This is a genomic window from Providencia alcalifaciens, from assembly GCF_020271745.1.
Taxonomy (GTDB): Bacteria; Pseudomonadota; Gammaproteobacteria; order Enterobacterales; family Enterobacteriaceae; genus Providencia; species Providencia alcalifaciens_B.
Genome location: NZ_CP084296.1, coordinates 4,136,570 through 4,155,167 on the forward strand (window position 1 = coordinate 4,136,570; position 18,598 = coordinate 4,155,167).

The 18,598-nt window shown below is 43.4% G+C and carries 16 protein-coding genes; 11 read left to right on the top strand and 5 right to left on the bottom strand.

All coding sequences use genetic code 11. The features are described 5' to 3' along the window. Positions 1-74: 74 nt before the first annotated feature. The 8 genes from LDO51_RS19130 (at position 75) to LDO51_RS19165 (ending at position 8,962) form a co-directional block, all read left to right on the top strand. Positions 75-701, top strand: a complete 627-nt coding sequence (locus LDO51_RS19130; protein WP_225575826.1) for a response regulator transcription factor — start codon at positions 75-77, stop codon at positions 699-701. Positions 702-764: 63 nt separating this feature from the next. Further along, positions 765-2,291 (top strand): MASE1 domain-containing sensor histidine kinase, encoded by a 1,527-nt coding sequence (locus LDO51_RS19135; protein ID WP_225575827.1) that lies wholly within the window; start codon positions 765-767, stop codon positions 2,289-2,291. Between the two features lie 106 nt (positions 2,292-2,397). Beyond that, positions 2,398-3,720 (top strand): MFS transporter family glucose-6-phosphate receptor UhpC, encoded by a 1,323-nt coding sequence (uhpC, locus tag LDO51_RS19140; protein WP_225575828.1) that lies wholly within the window; start codon positions 2,398-2,400, stop codon positions 3,718-3,720. A 34-nt stretch (positions 3,721-3,754) separates the two neighbouring features. Continuing rightward, positions 3,755-4,786 carry an ABC transporter substrate-binding protein gene (locus tag LDO51_RS19145; RefSeq protein WP_211886161.1) on the top strand — a complete coding sequence of 344 codons (1,032 nt, stop codon included), beginning with the start codon at positions 3,755-3,757 and terminating at the stop codon, positions 4,784-4,786. 260 nt (positions 4,787-5,046) lie between these two features. Beyond that, a complete protein-coding gene (locus LDO51_RS19150; protein WP_225575829.1) occupies positions 5,047-7,125 on the top strand; it encodes an ABC transporter permease in 2,079 nt (692 codons plus the stop codon). Between the two features lie 16 nt (positions 7,126-7,141). Next, positions 7,142-8,182 carry a ferric ABC transporter ATP-binding protein gene (gene fbpC, locus LDO51_RS19155; RefSeq protein ID WP_225575830.1) on the top strand — a complete coding sequence of 347 codons (1,041 nt, stop codon included), beginning with the start codon at positions 7,142-7,144 and terminating at the stop codon, positions 8,180-8,182. Positions 8,183-8,330: 148 nt separating this feature from the next. Beyond that, positions 8,331-8,594, top strand: coding sequence for an AbrB/MazE/SpoVT family DNA-binding domain-containing protein (locus LDO51_RS19160; protein ID WP_132495588.1), 264 nt, complete (start codon positions 8,331-8,333; stop codon positions 8,592-8,594). Continuing rightward, positions 8,594-8,962: a type II toxin-antitoxin system PemK/MazF family toxin gene (locus LDO51_RS19165; RefSeq protein ID WP_225575831.1), complete on the top strand. Its 369-nt coding sequence runs from the start codon at positions 8,594-8,596 to the stop codon at positions 8,960-8,962. Before LDO51_RS19160 ends, LDO51_RS19165 begins: the two co-directional genes overlap by 1 nt. 99 nt (positions 8,963-9,061) lie before the next feature. On the opposite strand, the gene purL is transcribed toward LDO51_RS19165, so the two are convergent. Further along, positions 9,062-12,949, bottom strand: coding sequence for a phosphoribosylformylglycinamidine synthase (gene purL, locus LDO51_RS19170; protein ID WP_225575832.1), 3,888 nt, complete (start codon positions 12,947-12,949; stop codon positions 9,062-9,064). A gap of 268 nt (positions 12,950-13,217) precedes the next feature. Between purL and mltF the strand changes: the two genes are divergently transcribed. Further along, positions 13,218-14,864 carry a membrane-bound lytic murein transglycosylase MltF gene (gene mltF / locus LDO51_RS19175; protein WP_225575833.1) on the top strand — a complete coding sequence of 549 codons (1,647 nt, stop codon included), beginning with the start codon at positions 13,218-13,220 and terminating at the stop codon, positions 14,862-14,864. On the opposite strand, the gene tadA is transcribed toward mltF, so the two are convergent. Together tadA and leuE are read right to left on the bottom strand one after the other, a co-directional pair. Further along, complete coding sequence (gene tadA, locus LDO51_RS19180) at positions 14,861-15,373, bottom strand: tRNA adenosine(34) deaminase TadA (RefSeq protein WP_225575834.1); 513 nt, start codon at positions 15,371-15,373, stop codon at positions 14,861-14,863. The two genes, mltF and tadA, sit on opposite strands and share 4 nt — an antisense overlap. 87 nt (positions 15,374-15,460) lie before the next feature. Beyond that, on the bottom strand, positions 15,461-16,108 hold the full coding sequence (gene leuE, locus LDO51_RS19185; protein WP_225575835.1) for a leucine efflux protein LeuE: 648 nt from the start codon (positions 16,106-16,108) through the stop codon (positions 15,461-15,463). A gap of 191 nt (positions 16,109-16,299) precedes the next feature. Here leuE and LDO51_RS19190 point away from each other — a divergent pair, with 191 nt between their 5' ends. Further along, a complete protein-coding gene (locus tag LDO51_RS19190; protein WP_225575836.1) occupies positions 16,300-16,749 on the top strand; it encodes an XRE family transcriptional regulator in 450 nt (149 codons plus the stop codon). A gap of 291 nt (positions 16,750-17,040) precedes the next feature. Beyond that, on the top strand, positions 17,041-17,301 hold the full coding sequence (locus LDO51_RS19195) for a YfhL family 4Fe-4S dicluster ferredoxin (protein ID WP_225575837.1): 261 nt from the start codon (positions 17,041-17,043) through the stop codon (positions 17,299-17,301). A 180-nt stretch (positions 17,302-17,481) separates the two neighbouring features. On the opposite strand, the gene acpS is transcribed toward LDO51_RS19195, so the two are convergent. Then, complete coding sequence (gene acpS / locus LDO51_RS19200; RefSeq protein WP_225575838.1) at positions 17,482-17,865, bottom strand: holo-ACP synthase; 384 nt, start codon at positions 17,863-17,865, stop codon at positions 17,482-17,484. Then, the gene (gene pdxJ, locus LDO51_RS19205) at positions 17,865-18,596 is read right to left on the bottom strand and encodes a pyridoxine 5'-phosphate synthase (RefSeq protein WP_225575839.1); all 732 of its coding nucleotides are present in this window, start codon (positions 18,594-18,596) and stop codon (positions 17,865-17,867) included. The genes acpS and pdxJ overlap by 1 nt, the downstream gene beginning before the upstream one ends. Between the last annotated feature and the right edge of the window lie 2 nt (positions 18,597-18,598).

Here is an 18,598-nt window from a genome sequence, read left to right on the forward strand (position 1 = left end):
CATCCCTATATTGATATAAGACTGGCAAATGGTCTCCTACTTACTTTTGATACTACAGTCCTCAATACAATAAAATGATAAAAATAGCCCTTATTGATGACCATATTGTTGTTCGCTCCGGCTTTGCCCAATTACTGACGTTAGAACCTGACATTAGTATTGTGGGGCAATATGCGAGTGCACAAGAAGCATGGCCACACCTAATTAGCCTTGATATTGACGTGGCAATCATGGATATTTCAATGCCAGATGAGAGCGGTTTACAACTATTAACCCGTTTACGTAAAAAAAAGCCCGACTTTCGTACTATTATTTTAAGCATCTATGACACCCCTGCTTTCGTGCAAAGTGCACTCGATGCAGGTGCCAGTGCCTATCTCACCAAATGCTGTGGACCTGAAGAATTAGTCCAGGCGGTACGCTCTGTTCACCAAGGTGGATGCTACCTATGCGCTGATGCAATGCGAGCCTTGCGCCAAACACCACAGCAAAAACAAGGTATTCAAGAGCTCACTAACCGTGAGCGCGAAGTCTTTAATTTACTGGTGACAGGCCTCAGTGTGAAAGTCATTGCGGAACAATTAAACCTCAGCCATAAAACAGTGCATGTACATCGCGCGAATGTCCTCGGGAAATTGCAATGCGAAAATACCATTGATTTAGTGCACTACGCCTTAGAACACAATATTATTTCTCGATAGGTAGATTTTCGATCCAACAAGGTAACGTCCCAGCAAGGTAACGTCCCAGCAAGGTAAATAGTAATGAACAAAGCGGCTCGTTTAGGATTACAGTCTCTATTCCTATTATTTACCTATTCACTGATTTGGGTGGGATTATGGATCATTGGCTTTTATCTTAGCCAAAATAGCTTTCAAGCCACCCTATTTCTACCGCAAGCCTTACGCCTCACCTTGATGATCCTATTATGGCGACGCTACTGGCCAACCGTTTTACTCGCTGAAGGGCTACTGACCTACTGGCTTGCGCAAGAGCAATTGCTCACTCAACCTGTTTTGCTGTTATCCCCAATACTGAGTCTGCTGGTTGCGATGGTTATCCAAAATATTTGGTGGCGATATACGCTTTATTGGCAACGACTTATTTTGTTATTGGCTGGCGTTGCCGCCAACAGCATATTCAATGCCTTGCTGTTTGGGCTTTTATCTCAATATTCCATTAGCCAATTATTCTTAACGACATTTACAGGCGGAATTCTCCTCTCCCCCTTTGTCTATCTTATCTATGAGTACTTGCACGAGCAGCACTATCATATGCTGCTCGACTACGGAACCACGGATAAGCAATTACGTACTTCATTGATTATTTGGTGTTTTCTTTTTTGCCTCGTCGGCTTAAGTGCCCAAATTTTCTTTGCCCCGGAAATTGAACAACTGATTGTTTTATTAGTCTTTATTCCCAATATTTTCATGGCATATCGTTATGGCTGGCAAGGTGGGGTGTTATCCGCATTACTAGGCAGCTTAATCATCACCTTTGCAAGGCAGTTCCAAGGTGCTTTTGATGATCTCCAAGAGCTACAACTCTTTTTAAGCTCTCAAGCCCTGATTGGTATTGGGTTAGGCATTGCTATCAGCCGCCAAAAACAACTCTCAGGCAACTTACAACGCTACCGCCAGCGATTAGAAGAAGAGCTTCACGCCCGTCGAGACTTGATGCGTCAATTAGTGCACACCGAAGAAGATGTGAAGAAGGATATCGCCCGTGAACTTCATGATGAAATTGGACAAAACATTACCGCGATCCAAATCCAATCGATGCTGGTGAAGAAAACTGCGGCTAACGATTTAAGCTATAATGCTGCTAGCCAAATCAATGAATTGGCACTACAGATCCACCAAGCTACCCGCCATCTATTGCGCCAATTACGTCCACCTGTACTCGATGAAATGTCCCTCGAAAACGCACTCACCCATTTAATCGGTGAATTTGCTTTCAAAGAAAACAATATTCAATGTGACTTTCATTACGGATTAACTGAAACTCCAGCCAATGAAACAGTGTTATTCACCCTTTACCGTTTGGTTCAAGAGCTACTGAACAATATCAGCAAGCACGCCAAAGCCACAAAGATCCACATCTCATTAAATCAACAAGGTGACTCGATACAGCTAATTGTTGATGATAATGGTGTGGGTATTCCTTTTAGCAAACGCACATCAGGCTTCGGTTTACGCGGAATTGAGGAGCGAGTCAGAGCCTTAGGTGGCGACTGGACGCTAACAACCCAAAGTGGCACCAAAATAATTGTTAACTTGCCCACATTTTGAAATGAAATAGTGAAAAACTAGGAATTATTCTTAGCCTCCTAATACCTTATCTCATCCTTTTATTTAAAAACTTCATTACATTCTGCCAAACGGGAGAAACACAATTATGACGGGTACAAGCAAACTGGATCTGGATAGCAATTACCGTTTCTGGCGTCGCCGCCTGATGTTTTCCATGATCATCGGTTATGCTGCGTTTTACCTTACCCGTAAAAGCTTTAATTTTGTGATGCCCGTTATGCAGGCGGAATTATTTTTAGACAAAAGTGATATTGGTTGGATCGCCTCAGCATTTTACCTTGCGTATGGTCTATCCAAGTTTATATCCGGTATTTTCCATGACATTACAGGCTACCGTTGGTTTATGGGTGTTGGCCTCGTGATGACAGGGATCCTCAATATCATTTTTGCCTACTGTTTATCGTTCCCTGCGCTATTAGTCGTTTGGACGTTAAACGGATTTTTCCAAGGCTGGGGTTGGCCGCCTTGTGCTCGTATTCTCACTCATTGGTACTCACGTAACGAGCGGGGCTTTTGGTGGGGACTGTGGAATATCTCCATCAATCTTGGGGGAATGGCACTGCCGCTGTTAGCGGCACTGTTGGCTACCCATTACAGTTGGCAAATGGCGCTAATCGTTCCGGGAATTATTGGGGTTATTTTAGGATTATGGCTATGTCGCCAGCTTCGAGGTACGCCCAAAGAAGAACATTTACCCACCGTGGGGCAGTGGCGACATGATGCATTAGAGTTACGCCAAGAGCAGCTTTCTCCCCCGCAATCCATGTGGGTGATTTTAAAACAAACTATTGTGTTTAACCCAATGATTTGGCTGCTCGGTTTCACCTACATTTTGGTTTATCTCATCCGTATTGGGATAAACGATTGGGGAAATTTATGGCTAACCGAAACACACGGAAGCAATTTATTAAGCGCCAATGCCACGTTAGCTCTGTTTGAATTAGGTGGTTTATTAGGTGCATTGTGCGCAGGTTGGGGTTCCGACCTCCTGTTTCGAGGACAACGCGCACCGATGATTTTGCTGTTTTCCTTAGGGTTATTCGTTTCTGTGAATGCCCTATGGTTAATACCAATTCATCACTATGGGCTATTAGCTGCGTGCTTCTTAGCCAACGGTTTCTTTGTATTTGGACCACAGATGTTAGTTGGTCTAGCTGCTACAGAATATTGTCATAAAAAGGCAGCTGGAACGGTAACGGGTTATCTTGGATTGTACGCTTATCTTGGGGCGGCAATCGCAGGATGGCCGCTCTCTCAAGTGATTGCCAATTATGGTTGGTCAGGGATGTTTACCTTACTTGCCAGTGCAGCCGCTTTGATGGGGCTCCTACTGATGCCTCTTTTGATTGCCAATGTGAGCAAAAGAGAACATTTAGCCGGTGCAGTTTCACCGACACATAATAAATAATAGTTAATCCGAAAACGTGAATAAAGGACTGACAATGAAACTTAAGACTCTCTCTACACTTGTTGCAGCAGGTTTATCCCTTGCCGCTATTACGACCACTGCAAACGCAGCAGGTCGTTTAGTGGTTTACTGTAGTGCCACCAACGCAATGTGCGAAGCGGAAACGCAAGCATTCGCCAAGAAATACGACGTTAAAACTACGTTTGTTCGAAACGGTTCAGGCAGTACTTTAGCGAAAATCGAAGCTGAAAAACGTAACCCTCAAGCAGACGTTTGGTATGGCGGAACCTTAGATCCACACTCACAAGCCGGTGAAATGGATCTGCTAGAGCCGTACAAATCCCCTAACCTGTCTCAAATCATGCCACAATTCCAAGATCCAGCTAAACGCAAAGGCAACTACTCTTCTGCGGTTTATATCGGTATCTTAGGCTTTGGTGTGAATAAAGATCGCTTAAAAGAGAAAGGGTTACCAATTCCTACTTGCTGGAAAGATCTGACTAAGCCTGAATATAAAGGCGAAATTCAAATCGCGGATCCACAAAGTTCAGGGACTGCTTACACTGCATTGGCAACGTTTGACCAACTTTGGGGTAACGAGCAAGCCTTTGATTACCTGAAAAAACTGAACGCTAACATCTCCCAATACACCAAATCAGGTATTGCCCCAGCGCGTAACGCGGCTCGCGGCGAATCTGCTATCGGTATCGGCTTCCTGCATGACTACTCTTTAGAAGTTGAAAATGGTGCACCATTAGAGTTAATCGCGCCATGTGAAGGGACAGGCTATGAAATCGGCGGGATCAGTATTCTGAAAAACGCACGTAACATGGACAACGCAAAACTGTTCGTGGATTTCGTTCTGTCTAAAGAAGCCCAAGAACTGAGCTGGAAACAAGGTCAGTCTTACCAAATCCTGACCAACACCACCGCAGAGTCTTCTCCACTGTCTCTGAAACTCAAAGACTTAAACTTAATCAACTACGATATGGATAAATACGGCGATGCTGAAGTCCGTAAGAACCTGATCAACAAGTGGGTTACTGAAGTTAAAATGAGTAAATAAGATGTTGGGTGCGGCGCCTGTCGCCGCACTTTACCTGATTGACTCACGTATGACTCGCAAGCTTCGCGATTTAGTGTATTAGCTACTTACTATAAAAAATGATGCCAAATAAAAGAGTGTCTGCCCTACGCAGACGGCTCCAGTCTGGCTCACTCATTAGAACGATAATATTAATTAAGTTTAAAATTATTTTCGTTATAAATCATGATATTAAAAAAATGATCAATTAACTCAATAATCATAAACTTAGGGGAAAAACAATGCCTCAGACCTTAACCCTAACAGCCTCGAAGAAAAAGGACAGTATCTTCCTTTGGATTCTGATAGCTTGGCTGGGCTTCGCTCTGTTACCCTCATGGAGCCTCGACTACGGCTTATTCGACTCAACCCAAGATGAGATCTTAGCTGCGTACGGCTGGAGCAGTGTCAATATTAGTTGGCTATGGTATTTATTGCCTTCTATTTTACTGTTAAGACCAATCACGCCAGCCGATCGTAATCAAAAATCCCGTCACTATCTTGATATCGCTATTGCCGCTATCACGACAGTTCTCGTGATTATTACTGCTTATTTAGAGGGTAAGGGATTAGGCTATTCCGCCATCACCTTATTTATCGCCCTTGGTATGATAATGACCCACGCCCTGACTCGTTTAGAGTGGCTGGGTGGCGACCAATTTGTTATTGGCTCCCTTATCACCGTCGTCGCACTGATTGCGCTATTTATTGTCTTTCCCAGTGTGGCCATTTTTATTCCGATGTTTACTGACGGGAACGGAGATTTTGCACCATTTGCATTTGTGGCTATTTTAACTCAGTCGCATATTGTTCAGGTCATCATCAACTCCATATTCCTCTCATTAGCCGTAGGTATTGGATGTACTTTTTTTGGTTTGATCCTCGCGATTTACACCACCCGAATTGCTAAGCGCTCTGCGATTATTGGTCGCGTATTCTCGATTTTACCGATTGTGACCCCGCCGTTTGTTGTCGGTTTAGGCGTCACCTTAATGATGGGTCGCTCAGGCTATATTACTGAGTTTTTAGCTACCTATATGGGCCTAGAAAATACCAACTGGCTATACGGCTTTACGGGTATTTGGTTAGCGCAGGTTCTCGCGTTCACCCCGATGTCCTTTATGATCCTTGATGGTGCGATTAAAACCATCCATCCATCACTGGAAGAAGCGTCATACACCTTACGCGCTAACCGCTACCAGACATTCTTCAACGTGTTTATGCCACTGTTGAAACCTGCACTGGCTAACGCCTTTTTAATCGTAATTGTACAATCCCTCGCTGACTTCAGTAACCCGTTAGTATTAGGGGGTAACTTTGACGTTCTGGCGACACAAATCTATTTCTATATCACCGGTTCTCAGCTTGATTACCAAGCGGCCAGTACGTTAGGTGCTTCCTTGCTTGTCTTCTCATTGCTGGTTTTCTGTGTGCAATACATGTGGATAGGTAAACGCTCTTACGTCACCGTTTCCGGTAAATCTTACCGTGGCGATGTTCAACCGCTGCCAGTTTCTCTTGTCGCAACAGTAACAACAATTCTCGGTATTTGGGTCGCGTTTAACGTCTTACTGTACGGCAGCATCTTCTACGGAAGCTTCACCGTGAACTGGGGCGTGGACTACACCTTAACACTGGACAACTTTATCAAACTGTTTGGTCAAGGTTTTGATGATGGTGCATGGCCGTCTCTGTTAGACACCTTGTTATATGCGGGTATCGCTGCACCAATCACCGCAATTTTAGGTCTACTTATCGCATATATTGTGGTTCGCCAAGATTTCCGTGGTAAGAAAACCATCGAATTTACCACCATGTTGTGCTTTGCCGTACCGGGTACGGTAGCTGGGGTTTCTTACATCCTCGCCTTTAACGATACACCGTTCTATTTAACCGGTACCGCGGCGATTGTAATTATCTCCATGACCATGCGTAACGTACCGGTAGGTATTCGTGCGGGTATCGCGGGATTAGGGCAAATTGATAAATCGTTAGATGAGGCATCCCTTAGCTTGCGTGCAGGTTCAATGCGGACAATTTTCCACATCCTGCTGCCATTATTACGTCCAGCGATTTTATCGGCACTGATCTACAGCTTTGTCCGTGCTATTACCACCGTGAGCGCCATTGTGTTCTTGGTAACGCCAGATACCCGCGTTGCGACAGCGTATATCTTGAACCGCGTTGAAGATGGTGAATACGGTGTGGCGATTGCTTACGGTTCTATTCTGATCGTGGTCATGCTCGCGATTATCTTCTTATTTGACTATTTAATTGGCGAAGCCCGTGTTTCACGTTCCAAAGCCAAAAATGCACAGTAATCATGGAGTCACTGACATGACACAGAAAAGTTTCGTTGAATTAAAAAATATAACTAAGCGCTTTGGTGACAATACGGTCATTGACGATTTAAGCCTTTCCATCCCACAAGGGAGCATGGTCACCCTATTAGGGCCATCTGGTTGTGGTAAAACCACCGTACTGCGCTTAGTCGCAGGTTTAGAAAAGCCAACTGAAGGGCGTATGTTTATCGATGGCGAAGATGTCACCGACCGCTCTATTCAACAGCGCGATATTTGTATGGTATTCCAATCCTATGCCCTCTTCCCGCATATGTCGTTAGGGGATAACGTAGGATATGGTTTGAAAATGCTCGGCTTGCCGAAGGCTGAAATAAAAAAACGTGTAGAAGAAGCGCTGGAGCTGGTGGACTTAGCGGGCTTTGCAGACCGTTTCGTTGACCAAATTTCCGGTGGACAGCAGCAGCGTGTTGCACTGGCGCGTGCTCTGATTTTAAAACCGAAGGTGCTGTTATTTGATGAGCCATTAAGTAACTTGGATGCAAACTTACGCCGCAGCATGCGTGAAAAAATCCGTGAACTGCAACAGCAATTTAATATTACCTCACTGTACGTGACTCATGATCAGAGCGAAGCTTTTGCGGTTTCGGATATGGTTCTGGTGATGAACAAAGGTAAAATCATGCAGTTAGGTTCACCGCAAGCACTATACCGCCAGCCCGCTTCCAAATTTATGGCGAGCTTTATGGGGGATGCGAACATTTTCCCTGCAACCCTCAGCGCTGATGCTGTCGATATCTTTAATTACCGTTTACCTCGCCCTGCGCAGTTTACGACAGATAAAGCTCAAGTCACTGTCGGTGTTCGCCCTGAAGCCATCACATTAAGCAAACAAGGTGAAGATAGCCAACGCTGTACCATCACTCATGTGGCTTATATGGGACCGCAATATGAGGTCACAGTAGATTGGCATGGTCAATCCATGCTATTACAGATCAACGCAACTCAATTGCAACCGTCTGTGGGTGAAGATCTTTATTTGCAAATCCACCCATATGGGATGTTTATTTTAGAGTAAAGATTTTCTGTTTTAGATGCATCTTAACCGCCCGATTGGGCGGTTTTTTTATGGATAGTAGAATAAAAAAACGACAACTTTGTGTGACTTTGTATCACTCTTTGCTATAGTGTAACTAAGTTACACCTAATAGATATGCGAGGCTTATATGTCAACAACCAAATTAAGGCAGCAAGGCGGAGCTGTTGTTTTAACTATCCCAATTGAAGTCGCCAATATGGCAGGATGGGTTGTCGGTATGAAATTAAATATTGATGCTGTTGGAGAATCCATTTGCATAAAACCGGTCAAACGCGTGGCTAGAGGACGAAAATCTATCAATGAGCTGCTATCAGGTATTGATAAAGAAGAGATTAAGCTATTAAACAGTGAAGTCGATGATTCTGACCCAGAGGGAAATGAGGTTATTTAATGGTAAAAGCGAAAAGGCCTCACAAAGGCCAGATTTGGCACATTAATGGCGATCCTGTCGCAGGTAAGGAATTCAAGGGACCCCACTACTATTTAGTGGTTACAGATGCACAAATCAACACCGCACTTGGTACGTCAATTTGCGTTCCTATTACAAGTGGAGGGAGCCGCGCCAGAACTCAAAATGTCACTGTTTACTTAGATGGTTCAAGTACAGATACAGGTAACATTACTGGCTGTATCTTATGTTATCAACTCCGCTCGTTAGATCTAATAGCCAGAAAAGCCACTTACTCAGCAACACTAAATGATGATATTTTCGAAGAGGTTCTCAGCAATATTATTGATATCATTGACCCTCAAATTTGAATCTTTACCATTTTTGATGAATCGAAAAAACACCCTATAAATCAACCGACTTATAGGGTGTTTAGTTTTTAGCGCTAAATTAAAACAGGTGTTTTAATCTCAACCTAACTGTTTACGTGCATTACGGAAAATACGCATCCATGGGCTATCTTCCCCCCAGTTTTCTGGGTGCCAAGAGTTGCTCACCGTACGGAAGACACGCTCAGGGTGCGGCATCATGATAGTCGCGCGACCATCCGTTGATGTCACTGCCGTAATCCCATTCACAGAACCATTCGGGTTCGCTGGGTATTGCTCAGTCACTTGGCCGTAGTTATTCACAAAACGCATTGCTACCAACGCGTTATTTTCTAACTGCGTTAAATGAGCAGGTGCGCGAGTTTCTACTTGGCCTTCACCGTGAGATACCGCAATCGGCATACGTGAACCTGCCATATTTTGCAGTAACAATGATGGGCTGTTTGCAATTTCAACTAAGCTGAAGCGTGCTTCAAAACGCTCTGAACGGTTACGTACAAAACGTGGCCAATATTCAGCACCTGGGATCAGGTCATGCAAGTTAGACATCATCTGACAACCATTACACACCCCTAATGATAAAGTGTCTGGGCGGTTGAAGAAGGAGGCAAACTCATCACGAACACGGTTATTGAACAGAATGGACTTCGCCCAACCTTCACCAGCGCCTAATACGTCACCGTATGAGAAACCACCGCATGCCACTAGCGCTTGGAACTGTTCAAGAGACAAGTTGCCCGCCAGTAAATCACTCATATGGACGTCGATAGCATCAAAGCCTGCACGATCCCATGCCGCCGCCATTTCAACGTGAGAGTTGACCCCTTGCTCACGCAGCACAGCCACTTTAGGACGAACACCAGACGCGATATACGGCGCAGCAATATCCTCTGCGATATCGTAAGTCAGCTTCACATTCAGACCTGGGTCTTGATTGTCTTTCTTCGCGTCATGCTCTTGGTCTGCGCACTCTTCGTTATCACGTAAACGCTGCATCTGCCATGTGGTTTCAGCCCAGCACTCACGCAGTGCACTACGGGAACCGTTATAAACGACGGTATCACGGCTATTAATAATCACCGCGTCGTCATGAGTTGCAGAACCAAGATAGTGAACACAGCCTGCTAAGCCCGCATCAGCAAAACACTGCTCTACATATTGGCGATCGGCACCTTGGATTTGAATCACCGCCCCCAGCTCTTCATTAAACAACGCCGCTAAAGTGTCTTCATCAAATGAACTGATATCCACATTAATGCCGCAGTGACCTGCAAATGCCATCTCCACTAACGTGACAAACAGCCCGCCATCAGAACGGTCATGGTAAGCCAGTAATTTCTGTTCGGATAACAGTTTTTGGATGGTATTAAAGAAACCTAACAACAGCGCTGGATCACGGACATCTGGCGCCTTATTACCTAACTGACGGTAAACTTGTGCCAGTGCAGAACCACCAAGCGCATTGTGACCTTGACCAAGGTCGATCAATAATAAGCCGTTATCTGCCGTGGTTTTCAGCTCTGGCGTAACCGTTAGACGAACATCTTCAACGCGACCAAATGCACTAATGATCAACGATAATGGCGACGTCATTTCACGTTCTTCACCATTTTGCTGCCAGCGAGTCTTCATTGACATCGAATCTTTACCCACTGGAATTGTCAGACCTAATGCTGGACACAGCTCTTCACCAACCGCTTTAACGGCTTCATACAGGCCAGCATCTTCCCCAGGGTGACCCGCCGCAGACATCCAGTTAGCCGACAGCTTCACGCGCTTAAGGTCTTGCACATAAGAACAGGCTAAGTTGGTTAATGCTTCACCCACAGCCATACGCGCAGAAGCGGCAAAATCCAACAGCGCCACTGGCGTTCTTTCGCCAATAGACATTGATTCACCATAATAGCTATCCAAACTTGCGGTTGTCACCGCGCAGTCAGCCACAGGGATCTGCCATGGGCCAACCATTTGGTCACGAGCAACCATTCCCGTCACAGTACGGTCACCGATAGTGATTAAGAAGGTTTTTTCTGCAACAGCCGGTAAATGCAGAACACGCTTAACGGCTTCAGCTAAATCAATAGTGGTTCTATCCAGTGATTCAGGTTCGGCTTTCAGTGTCGTCACATCACGCAGCATTTTCGGCGTTTTACCCAGCAATACATCCAGTGGCATGTCGATAGGCTGGTTATCAAAATGCTCATCATTAAGGGTTAAATGACGCTCTTCAGTTGCTTCACCGATCACCGCAAACGGCGCGCGTTCACGCTCACAAATTTCAGTGAATAATGCCAGTTGTTCTGGAGCAACTGCCATCACATAGCGCTCTTGGGATTCGTTACACCATACTTCCAGTGGGCTCATTCCCGGTTCATCATTAAGAATTTTACGCAATTCAAAACGACCACCACGACCGCCATCGCTCACCAGTTCAGGCATTGCGTTGGATAAACCACCCGCACCAACATCATGGATAAACAAAATTGGGTTTTTATCACCTAGCTGCCAACATTTGTCGATCACTTCTTGGCAACGACGCTCCATTTCGGCGTTATCACGTTGAACAGAAGCAAAATCAAGATCAGCCGCAGATTGGCCGGATGTCATGGATGATGCAGCCCCGCCCCCTAGACCGATATTCATCGAAGGACCACCCAGAACGATTAACTTAGCACCAACAGTAATTTCACCTTTTTGAACGTGATCTGCACGAATGTTACCAATACCGCCCGCCAACATAATTGGCTTATGGTAACCACGTAATTCTTCACCGTTGTGACTATTCACTTTCTCTTCATAGGTACGGAAATAACCTAATAATGCAGGGCGCCCAAATTCGTTGTTAAATGCAGCTCCGCCTAAAGGACCTTCAGTCATAATATCGAGTGCGGTCACAATACGTTCTGGCTTGCCAAAATCTTCTTCCCAAGGTTGTTCAAAACCCGGAATACGTAAGTTTGAAACGGAGAAACCAACCAAACCTGCTTTTGGTTTTGCCCCACGGCCCGTTGCGCCTTCATCTCGAATTTCGCCACCAGAACCAGTTGCAGCCCCCGGCCATGGAGAAATTGCCGTTGGGTGGTTGTGGGTTTCCACTTTCATCAAAATATGTGCATCTTCTTGATGGTAACGATAAGTACGTCCATCAGGCTCAGGGAAGAAACGCCCCACTGAAGAGCCTTCCATGACCGCCGCATTATCTTTATAAGCAGACAGGACGTGATCTGGCGTTTTTTCGAAGGTATTTTTGATCATTTTAAACAGGGATTTTGGCTGTGTTTCCCCGTCAATAATCCAATCCGCATTGAAAATTTTATGGCGGCAATGTTCTGAGTTTGCTTGTGCAAACATATACAGTTCAACATCCGTCGGATTACGCTTTAAACCTGTGAATGCATCTAATAAGTAATCAATTTCATCATCCGCTAATGCTAAGCCCATCTCTTTGTTGGCGGTATCTAGTGCTTGGCGTCCACCTGCAATGATATCAATCACTTTCATTGGAGCAGGTTGTTGCTGAACGAATAGCGCCTCAGCTTGTTCAAAAGAGGCAAATACCGTTTCCATCATGCGATCATGTAACAGACTGATGACCAGATCCCACTGCTCGCTTGTCAGGGAATCGGCTTGAATATAATAGGCAACGCCGCGTTCAATACGTTTAACCTGTGTTAAACCACAGTTATGCGCGATATCCGTTGCTTTAGAAGACCAAGGAGAGATAGTTCCTGGGCGTGGGGTGACTAAAATCAGTTTTCCAAATGGCTCATGCTCTGCCAGAGAAGGACCATATTTTAACAAACTACTCAGTTTACCTTGCTCACTGCCACTTAATGGGGCTGATAGCTCAGCAAAATGCATATATTCAGCATAGATATCCGTTACAGGGAGCTGTTTTTCAGCAAACAGCGCCAAAAGGCGGGTAATACGAAATGCTGATAGTGCCGGTGAGCCACGCAAAATTTCCATAGTCTTAAATTCTCTCTTTTAAACGCCAGCCCTGATCACGAAAGCAGGGAAACCGGCGTCCATTATAGAGCAATGTTCATCAATACGAAACCGTTTGCGTGACTAAAAATAGAGCGATTAGTTAAATATTAATATGTGCTAAATACGATAATATTAGTTGCACCGACCATCATTGTTAGAGCAAAATATGAAAGCACTGGATTTATAACCATGATTAAACAGTTTTTATTAAGCGCACAACACCAGTTCCCGCACGAGAAATAATTATTTGAATAACCTAAAAGTTAACTATTTTATTATCGTGGTCATCGCCTTACTTGCCACCATGATCATTGGCTTCAATGTCCGATGGTCGAATACGCAAAGCACCCAAATCGACAAAATTATCTCTCGAGGGGAATTACGTATTAGCGCAGTAAATTCACCACTTATCTATATTAATGAGCAACATCAGCTACGTGGCTTCGACTACGAGCTAGCTCAAGGCTTTGCCACGTACCTAGGTGTTAAACTAAAAATCATTATCCGCCCCACTATCGAGCAAATTTTCAAAGATCTCGATAACGACGATGCCGACATCGCTGTGGCGGGGCTGCTGTATAACAAAGACCGTTTAGATACGATGAAAGCAGGTCCAAGCTATTTAAACGTGACTCAGCAATTGGTTTATCGTAAAGGGAAACCTCGTCCAAAAACCTTCAATGACGTGAAAGGAAAATTGGTCGTTATCACTGGGAGTACCCACGCAAGCACGTTAAAAGCACTTTCGACGCAATATCCTGATCTTAAGTGGGAAGAAAGCAGTGATTATACACCAAGCCAGTTATTAGAAATGGTGGCCGAAGGTGAGATTGACTATACTCTTGAGGATTCGATTGCTGTCTCTTTGCAGCAACGTATTCATCCTAAAGTCGCCGTGGCATTTGATTTACGCGATGACCACGCCATCACATGGTATATGAGCCGCCAGCATGACAATAGCTTAGATGCTGCACTACTCGATTTTTTTAATACCAGTAATCAAAATGACTCACTCGCCCGCTTGACCGAAAAATATTTTAGTCACGTCGAATCTTTTGATTATTTTGATACGATTACATTTATTAGTGCCATTAACAATAAATTACCTAATTATCAGCCTTTATTTGAAAAGTACGCTGATACTGTCGATACCGTCGATTGGAAATTACTCGCAGCGATAGCTTGGCAAGAATCTCACTGGGATCCTCTTGCTACATCACCGACTGGCGTTCGTGGAATCATGATGCTTACCAAACCGACCGCTGCTACTATGGGAATTGAAGACAGGTTAGACCCTGAAGGAAGCATTAAAGGTGGCGCCGCGTATTTAGCCTATATCATGAAGCGCTTACCCGATTCTATCGCTGAAGATGACCGTATTTGGTTTACCCTGGCAGCCTATAATATGGGCTATGGACATATGCTAGATGTGCGAAAATTAACGCAAAAACTCGGTGGTAACCCTGACCGCTGGCTTGATGTTAAAGCAAACTTACCTTTGCTAACTCAGCCGAAATATTATTCCCAGCTCACATATGGTTATGCCCGAGGACACGAAGCTTATCGCTATGTGGAAAATATTCGTCGCTATCATCAAAGCTTAGTGGGGTATTTGCAGAGTCAGGAGAAAAAGCAGAAAACACTAGAAATGGCGAAGAAATCTCACGTTTACGTTGTGGTACCAAATGAGGACACCCAACTTTCATCTTATGTGATGCCAGCAAAATTGGAGGTCACACCAAAAGCGTCAGCAAATTTAGGTGTATTTAGTATCAAGAAAAATACAAGCGAGCCAAATCATTCTCTTGGAAAATACATTCTTGCCAAGCCGACACAATCGAGTTCCATTGGTAATGATGTTATCCTACAAAAGGAACCGTCAATTAATGACTAGCTATCAGGGTTTTGAGCCTGTTTTTCTTGGCGTCTCTGCTCTTTAATTTGTGCTCTACGCATTTTAAAAAATTCGCTGAGCATGGATGAGCAAATATCTTCAAGTACACCACTCGTTACATCAACATAGTGGTTTAAACCTGGCTGAGACATGATATTAATGAAGGAGCCACATGCTCCCGTTTTAAAATCTTTCGCTCCATACACCACCCGACCGATACGGCTATGGATCATCGCCCCTGCGCACATAATGCAAGGTTCTAAAGTGACATACAGTGTCGTGTCTAATAAGCGGTAATTCTGTAGCGCAGAGCCCGCTTTTTGTAAGGTAACAATTTCGGCATGGGCTGTAGGATTGTGGTTTTCAATGGCTTGGTTCCAACCTGTTGCCACTAGTTGGTTATCTTTGACCAGTAACGCACCAACAGGAATCTCCCCTGCATCTTGAGCTTTTTTTGCAAGCTCAAGGGCTTGAGCCATCCAATACTCATCGATTTCTAATTGCGTCACTCTAACCTCTCATCCATCCACACTCGAAAAGTTGATTATTACGAAATGTTAAAGTGACTGCAAATTGAATCTGATATTAATCAATAACTAATTACTAAAAATGGCAAGTTTGGCTGCGAACCCCATAAAGAATGCACCGACAGTGCAATTTCCCAGTTTAGCCAAAACCTGCTTTTCCCGTAAAAAGCGGGCTATCAAGTAGCCACTAAATATTAATAAGCTGAGATACAAGAAGCTAACCGTTTCTAAAATAACCGCTAATACCATGTACGGCACCCAAGCATGGCTATAATTGAAGTCGATAAATTGAATAAAGAAAGAGATATAGAACAAAATCGCTTTCGGGTTGGTTAAGCTAAGCACTAGAGCTCGAGTGAAGTAATTTTCTTTTCTTATTTCAATCTGTTCCACCCCTGCTGATAACGATTTTTTCTGCCAAAAGGTTGCATAGAGAATTTTGCACCCTAAGTACAAAAGATAAGCCGCCCCTAAGTACCTTACAATGGTAAACAGTGTTGGTGAAGCTTTGATCACCGATGCAACACCAATAAATGAAAGAAAAATTAGCATCGCATCGCCAGTGAAAACACCGATTGCGGCACGATACCCCGCCTTAGTTCCATGTGAAGTACTTGATTTCAACACATATAATGAGTTTGGACCGGGAACAATGATGATAAGAACCAATCCCGCTAAATACGTCCAAAAATTCAATACCCCTAGATTCTCAAACATGACCACGTCCTAATTATTTTTTCTTATTACTATCACAGTTAGGAGGCATTGTGAATATTCTATATTTATTAACTTTTAAATCATTTGAATATATAAAACAAACTAATAATTAACATTATTTTTAAAATCTCTCTCATTAAATATGATTAACCCGCACTTAAGTTTTCATAATTTAAATAAGAGGTATAAATATGGCTTTTATTAGAAGAACTGTACAAACAAATATCTTTGAAGAGTTTTATCCAACAACACTTGCATTCAGTGCTGCTAAAAAAAATTACTTCTTAGGACATTCAAAAGATAAATCTTACATGATCTACAACATGACAGACGCAGGCAAAATTGAACCAACTGTCGTGGTACAAAAAGGTAAATTAAAAACTTACCTGCAAAATATTCAAGCCTTCTACGATTCAACTCAGAACAAACAGTACCTGTATGGTTACAACCTTGATGAAAAAGTTATCGACGTTTATCAAATCGCTGATAATGCCAGTATTGCACTGATGTATTCAGAGGAATTCACCATTGAAGACTCTATTAAATCAGCAACCTTCTTCATCGTTAATGGTGTACTGTGCTTCTATACGCAATCTGATAAAACTAAGAACTGGTATATCTATAACTTAATTAATTATTAATTTAATATTTTCTATTTATTAGAATTTACCTTACTCAACAAGAGTTTAAATTAAGCTCTTGTTTTTTTATAAAAATAATTCATTTTTATATTTTTAATTCCACTTTATTTACAGACTATCCCACTTTAAATAATACTTAGGATTCTTGATTATTCTGTTTATCTATCTCTGATTTTTAATTGGTCACATCCGTTCACTCGCACATAATTCAGTGTCTAATTGATTTACTTCAGTGTAAAATGGCGTTCGAAAACATATACTACTGGTTTAAACCTGATATAACTAATTGAAATGGCACTATTAATTACTAAAAAATGCATTAATTGCGATATGTGTGAACCCGAATGCCCAAATGATGCAATTTTCATGGGGTCGGAAATCTATGAAATAGATTCTGACCTGTGTACTGAATGCGTTGGGCACTATGATAAACCCACTTGCCAATCAGTTTGCCCTATCACTAATACGATTATTACAGACCCTGAACATGTTGAATCCCAAGAACAACTTTGGGATAAATTTGTCATGATCCATCACGCCGATAAAATCTAATTTCACAAATATGCTAAACAAGCTTGTTAAAGCGACGATAGCTGAGCTCTGCGTTATTCAAATTTTGTTTTACTAAGAACGCCAATCCGTTGAAGTGCTCTTTCATTGAAGTACTCTTTCATTGAAGTACTACTTCACTGAAACATTGCCGACCTAAAATAAGTCGGCAATGAATAATGACTACAGACTTTCAATAATCACCGTTGCAGCCGCATAGTGCCGTTCATCCGTAATCGAAACATGAAAATGCGTGGCTTTTAAGTTATTGGCGAGTTTTAACGCTTCGCCGCTCAGTGAAAGTAACGGCTTGCCTAGCTCATCGTTTGTTACTTCAAACTGATTAAAAGCCAAACCATTACGGATCCCCGTACCCAATGCCTTAGCCGCGGCTTCTTTCACTGCAAATCGCTTAGCAAGAAAACGCGCAGGCTTAGTTTGTTGCTGGTATTGCGCATATTCATGTTCTGTTAAAATACGCTTCGCTAAGCTATCTGCGGAGCGCTCGATGACAGATTCAATACGCGTAATCTCAACAATATCTGTACCTAAACCTACAATAGCCATTATTTACGTGCTTCTGTGAGTAAGTTTTTCATGTCAGACACAGCTTGAGCTAAACCACTAAAAAGCGCGCGGCCAATAATCGCATGCCCGATATTCAGCTCATAAATATCAGGCAGCGCTGCGATACGTTGAACATTATGGTAAGTCAGCCCATGCCCCGCATTTACTTTAATACCTTTACCCGCTGCATAGCTTACGCCATCACGAATACGGCGGAACTCAAGCTCTTGCTCTTGTTCAGTTTTGGCATCCGCATATGCGCCAGTGTGAATTTCAATAAATGGCGCCCCACACTCTTGAGCTGCATCAATTTGTTCATGATCTGCATCGATAAATAAAGAGACCAAAATACCCGCTTCTGTCAGCCGTTTTACTGCGGATGCGACTTTTTGTTTTTGCCCTGCAACATCAAGCCCACCTTCAGTGGTCACTTCCTCGCGCTTTTCAGGAACCAAGCAGCAATAAGTTGGCTTAATACGACAAGCAATGTCAATCATCTCTTCCGTGACCGCCATTTCAAGGTTCATACGCGTTTGAATGGTTTGGTTGAGCAGTTCAACGTCTCTATCGGTAATATGACGGCGATCTTCACGTAAGTGGATAGTGATCCCGTCGGCCCCTGCTTGCTCAGCAACAAATGCTGCTTGAACAGGATCAGGATATTGTGTTCCTCTTGCATTTCTAACAGTTGCAATGTGGTCAATGTTAACGCCCAATAACAGCTCAGCCATGT

What these genes read in the sequence shown, in the direction of transcription:
- LDO51_RS19130 (WP_225575826.1), top strand. Translation starts at nt 75, where the DNA reads ATGATAAAAATAGCCCTTATTGATGACCATATTGTTGTTCGCTCCGGC.
- LDO51_RS19135 (WP_225575827.1), top strand. Translation starts at nt 765, where the DNA reads ATGAACAAAGCGGCTCGTTTAGGATTACAGTCTCTATTCCTATTATTT.
- uhpC (WP_225575828.1), top strand. Translation starts at nt 2,398, where the DNA reads ATGACGGGTACAAGCAAACTGGATCTGGATAGCAATTACCGTTTCTGG.
- LDO51_RS19145 (WP_211886161.1), top strand. Translation starts at nt 3,755, where the DNA reads ATGAAACTTAAGACTCTCTCTACACTTGTTGCAGCAGGTTTATCCCTT.
- LDO51_RS19150 (WP_225575829.1), top strand. Translation starts at nt 5,047, where the DNA reads ATGCCTCAGACCTTAACCCTAACAGCCTCGAAGAAAAAGGACAGTATC.
- fbpC (WP_225575830.1), top strand. Translation starts at nt 7,142, where the DNA reads ATGACACAGAAAAGTTTCGTTGAATTAAAAAATATAACTAAGCGCTTT.
- LDO51_RS19160 (WP_132495588.1), top strand. Translation starts at nt 8,331, where the DNA reads ATGTCAACAACCAAATTAAGGCAGCAAGGCGGAGCTGTTGTTTTAACT.
- LDO51_RS19165 (WP_225575831.1), top strand. Translation starts at nt 8,594, where the DNA reads ATGGTAAAAGCGAAAAGGCCTCACAAAGGCCAGATTTGGCACATTAAT.
- purL (WP_225575832.1), bottom strand. Translation starts at nt 12,949, where the DNA reads ATGGAAATTTTGCGTGGCTCACCGGCACTATCAGCATTTCGTATTACC.
- leuE (WP_225575835.1), bottom strand. Translation starts at nt 16,108, where the DNA reads ATGTTTGAGAATCTAGGGGTATTGAATTTTTGGACGTATTTAGCGGGA.
- LDO51_RS19190 (WP_225575836.1), top strand. Translation starts at nt 16,300, where the DNA reads ATGGCTTTTATTAGAAGAACTGTACAAACAAATATCTTTGAAGAGTTT.
- LDO51_RS19195 (WP_225575837.1), top strand. Translation starts at nt 17,041, where the DNA reads ATGGCACTATTAATTACTAAAAAATGCATTAATTGCGATATGTGTGAA.
- acpS (WP_225575838.1), bottom strand. Translation starts at nt 17,865, where the DNA reads ATGGCTATTGTAGGTTTAGGTACAGATATTGTTGAGATTACGCGTATT.
- pdxJ (WP_225575839.1), bottom strand. Translation starts at nt 18,596, where the DNA reads ATGGCTGAGCTGTTATTGGGCGTTAACATTGACCACATTGCAACTGTT.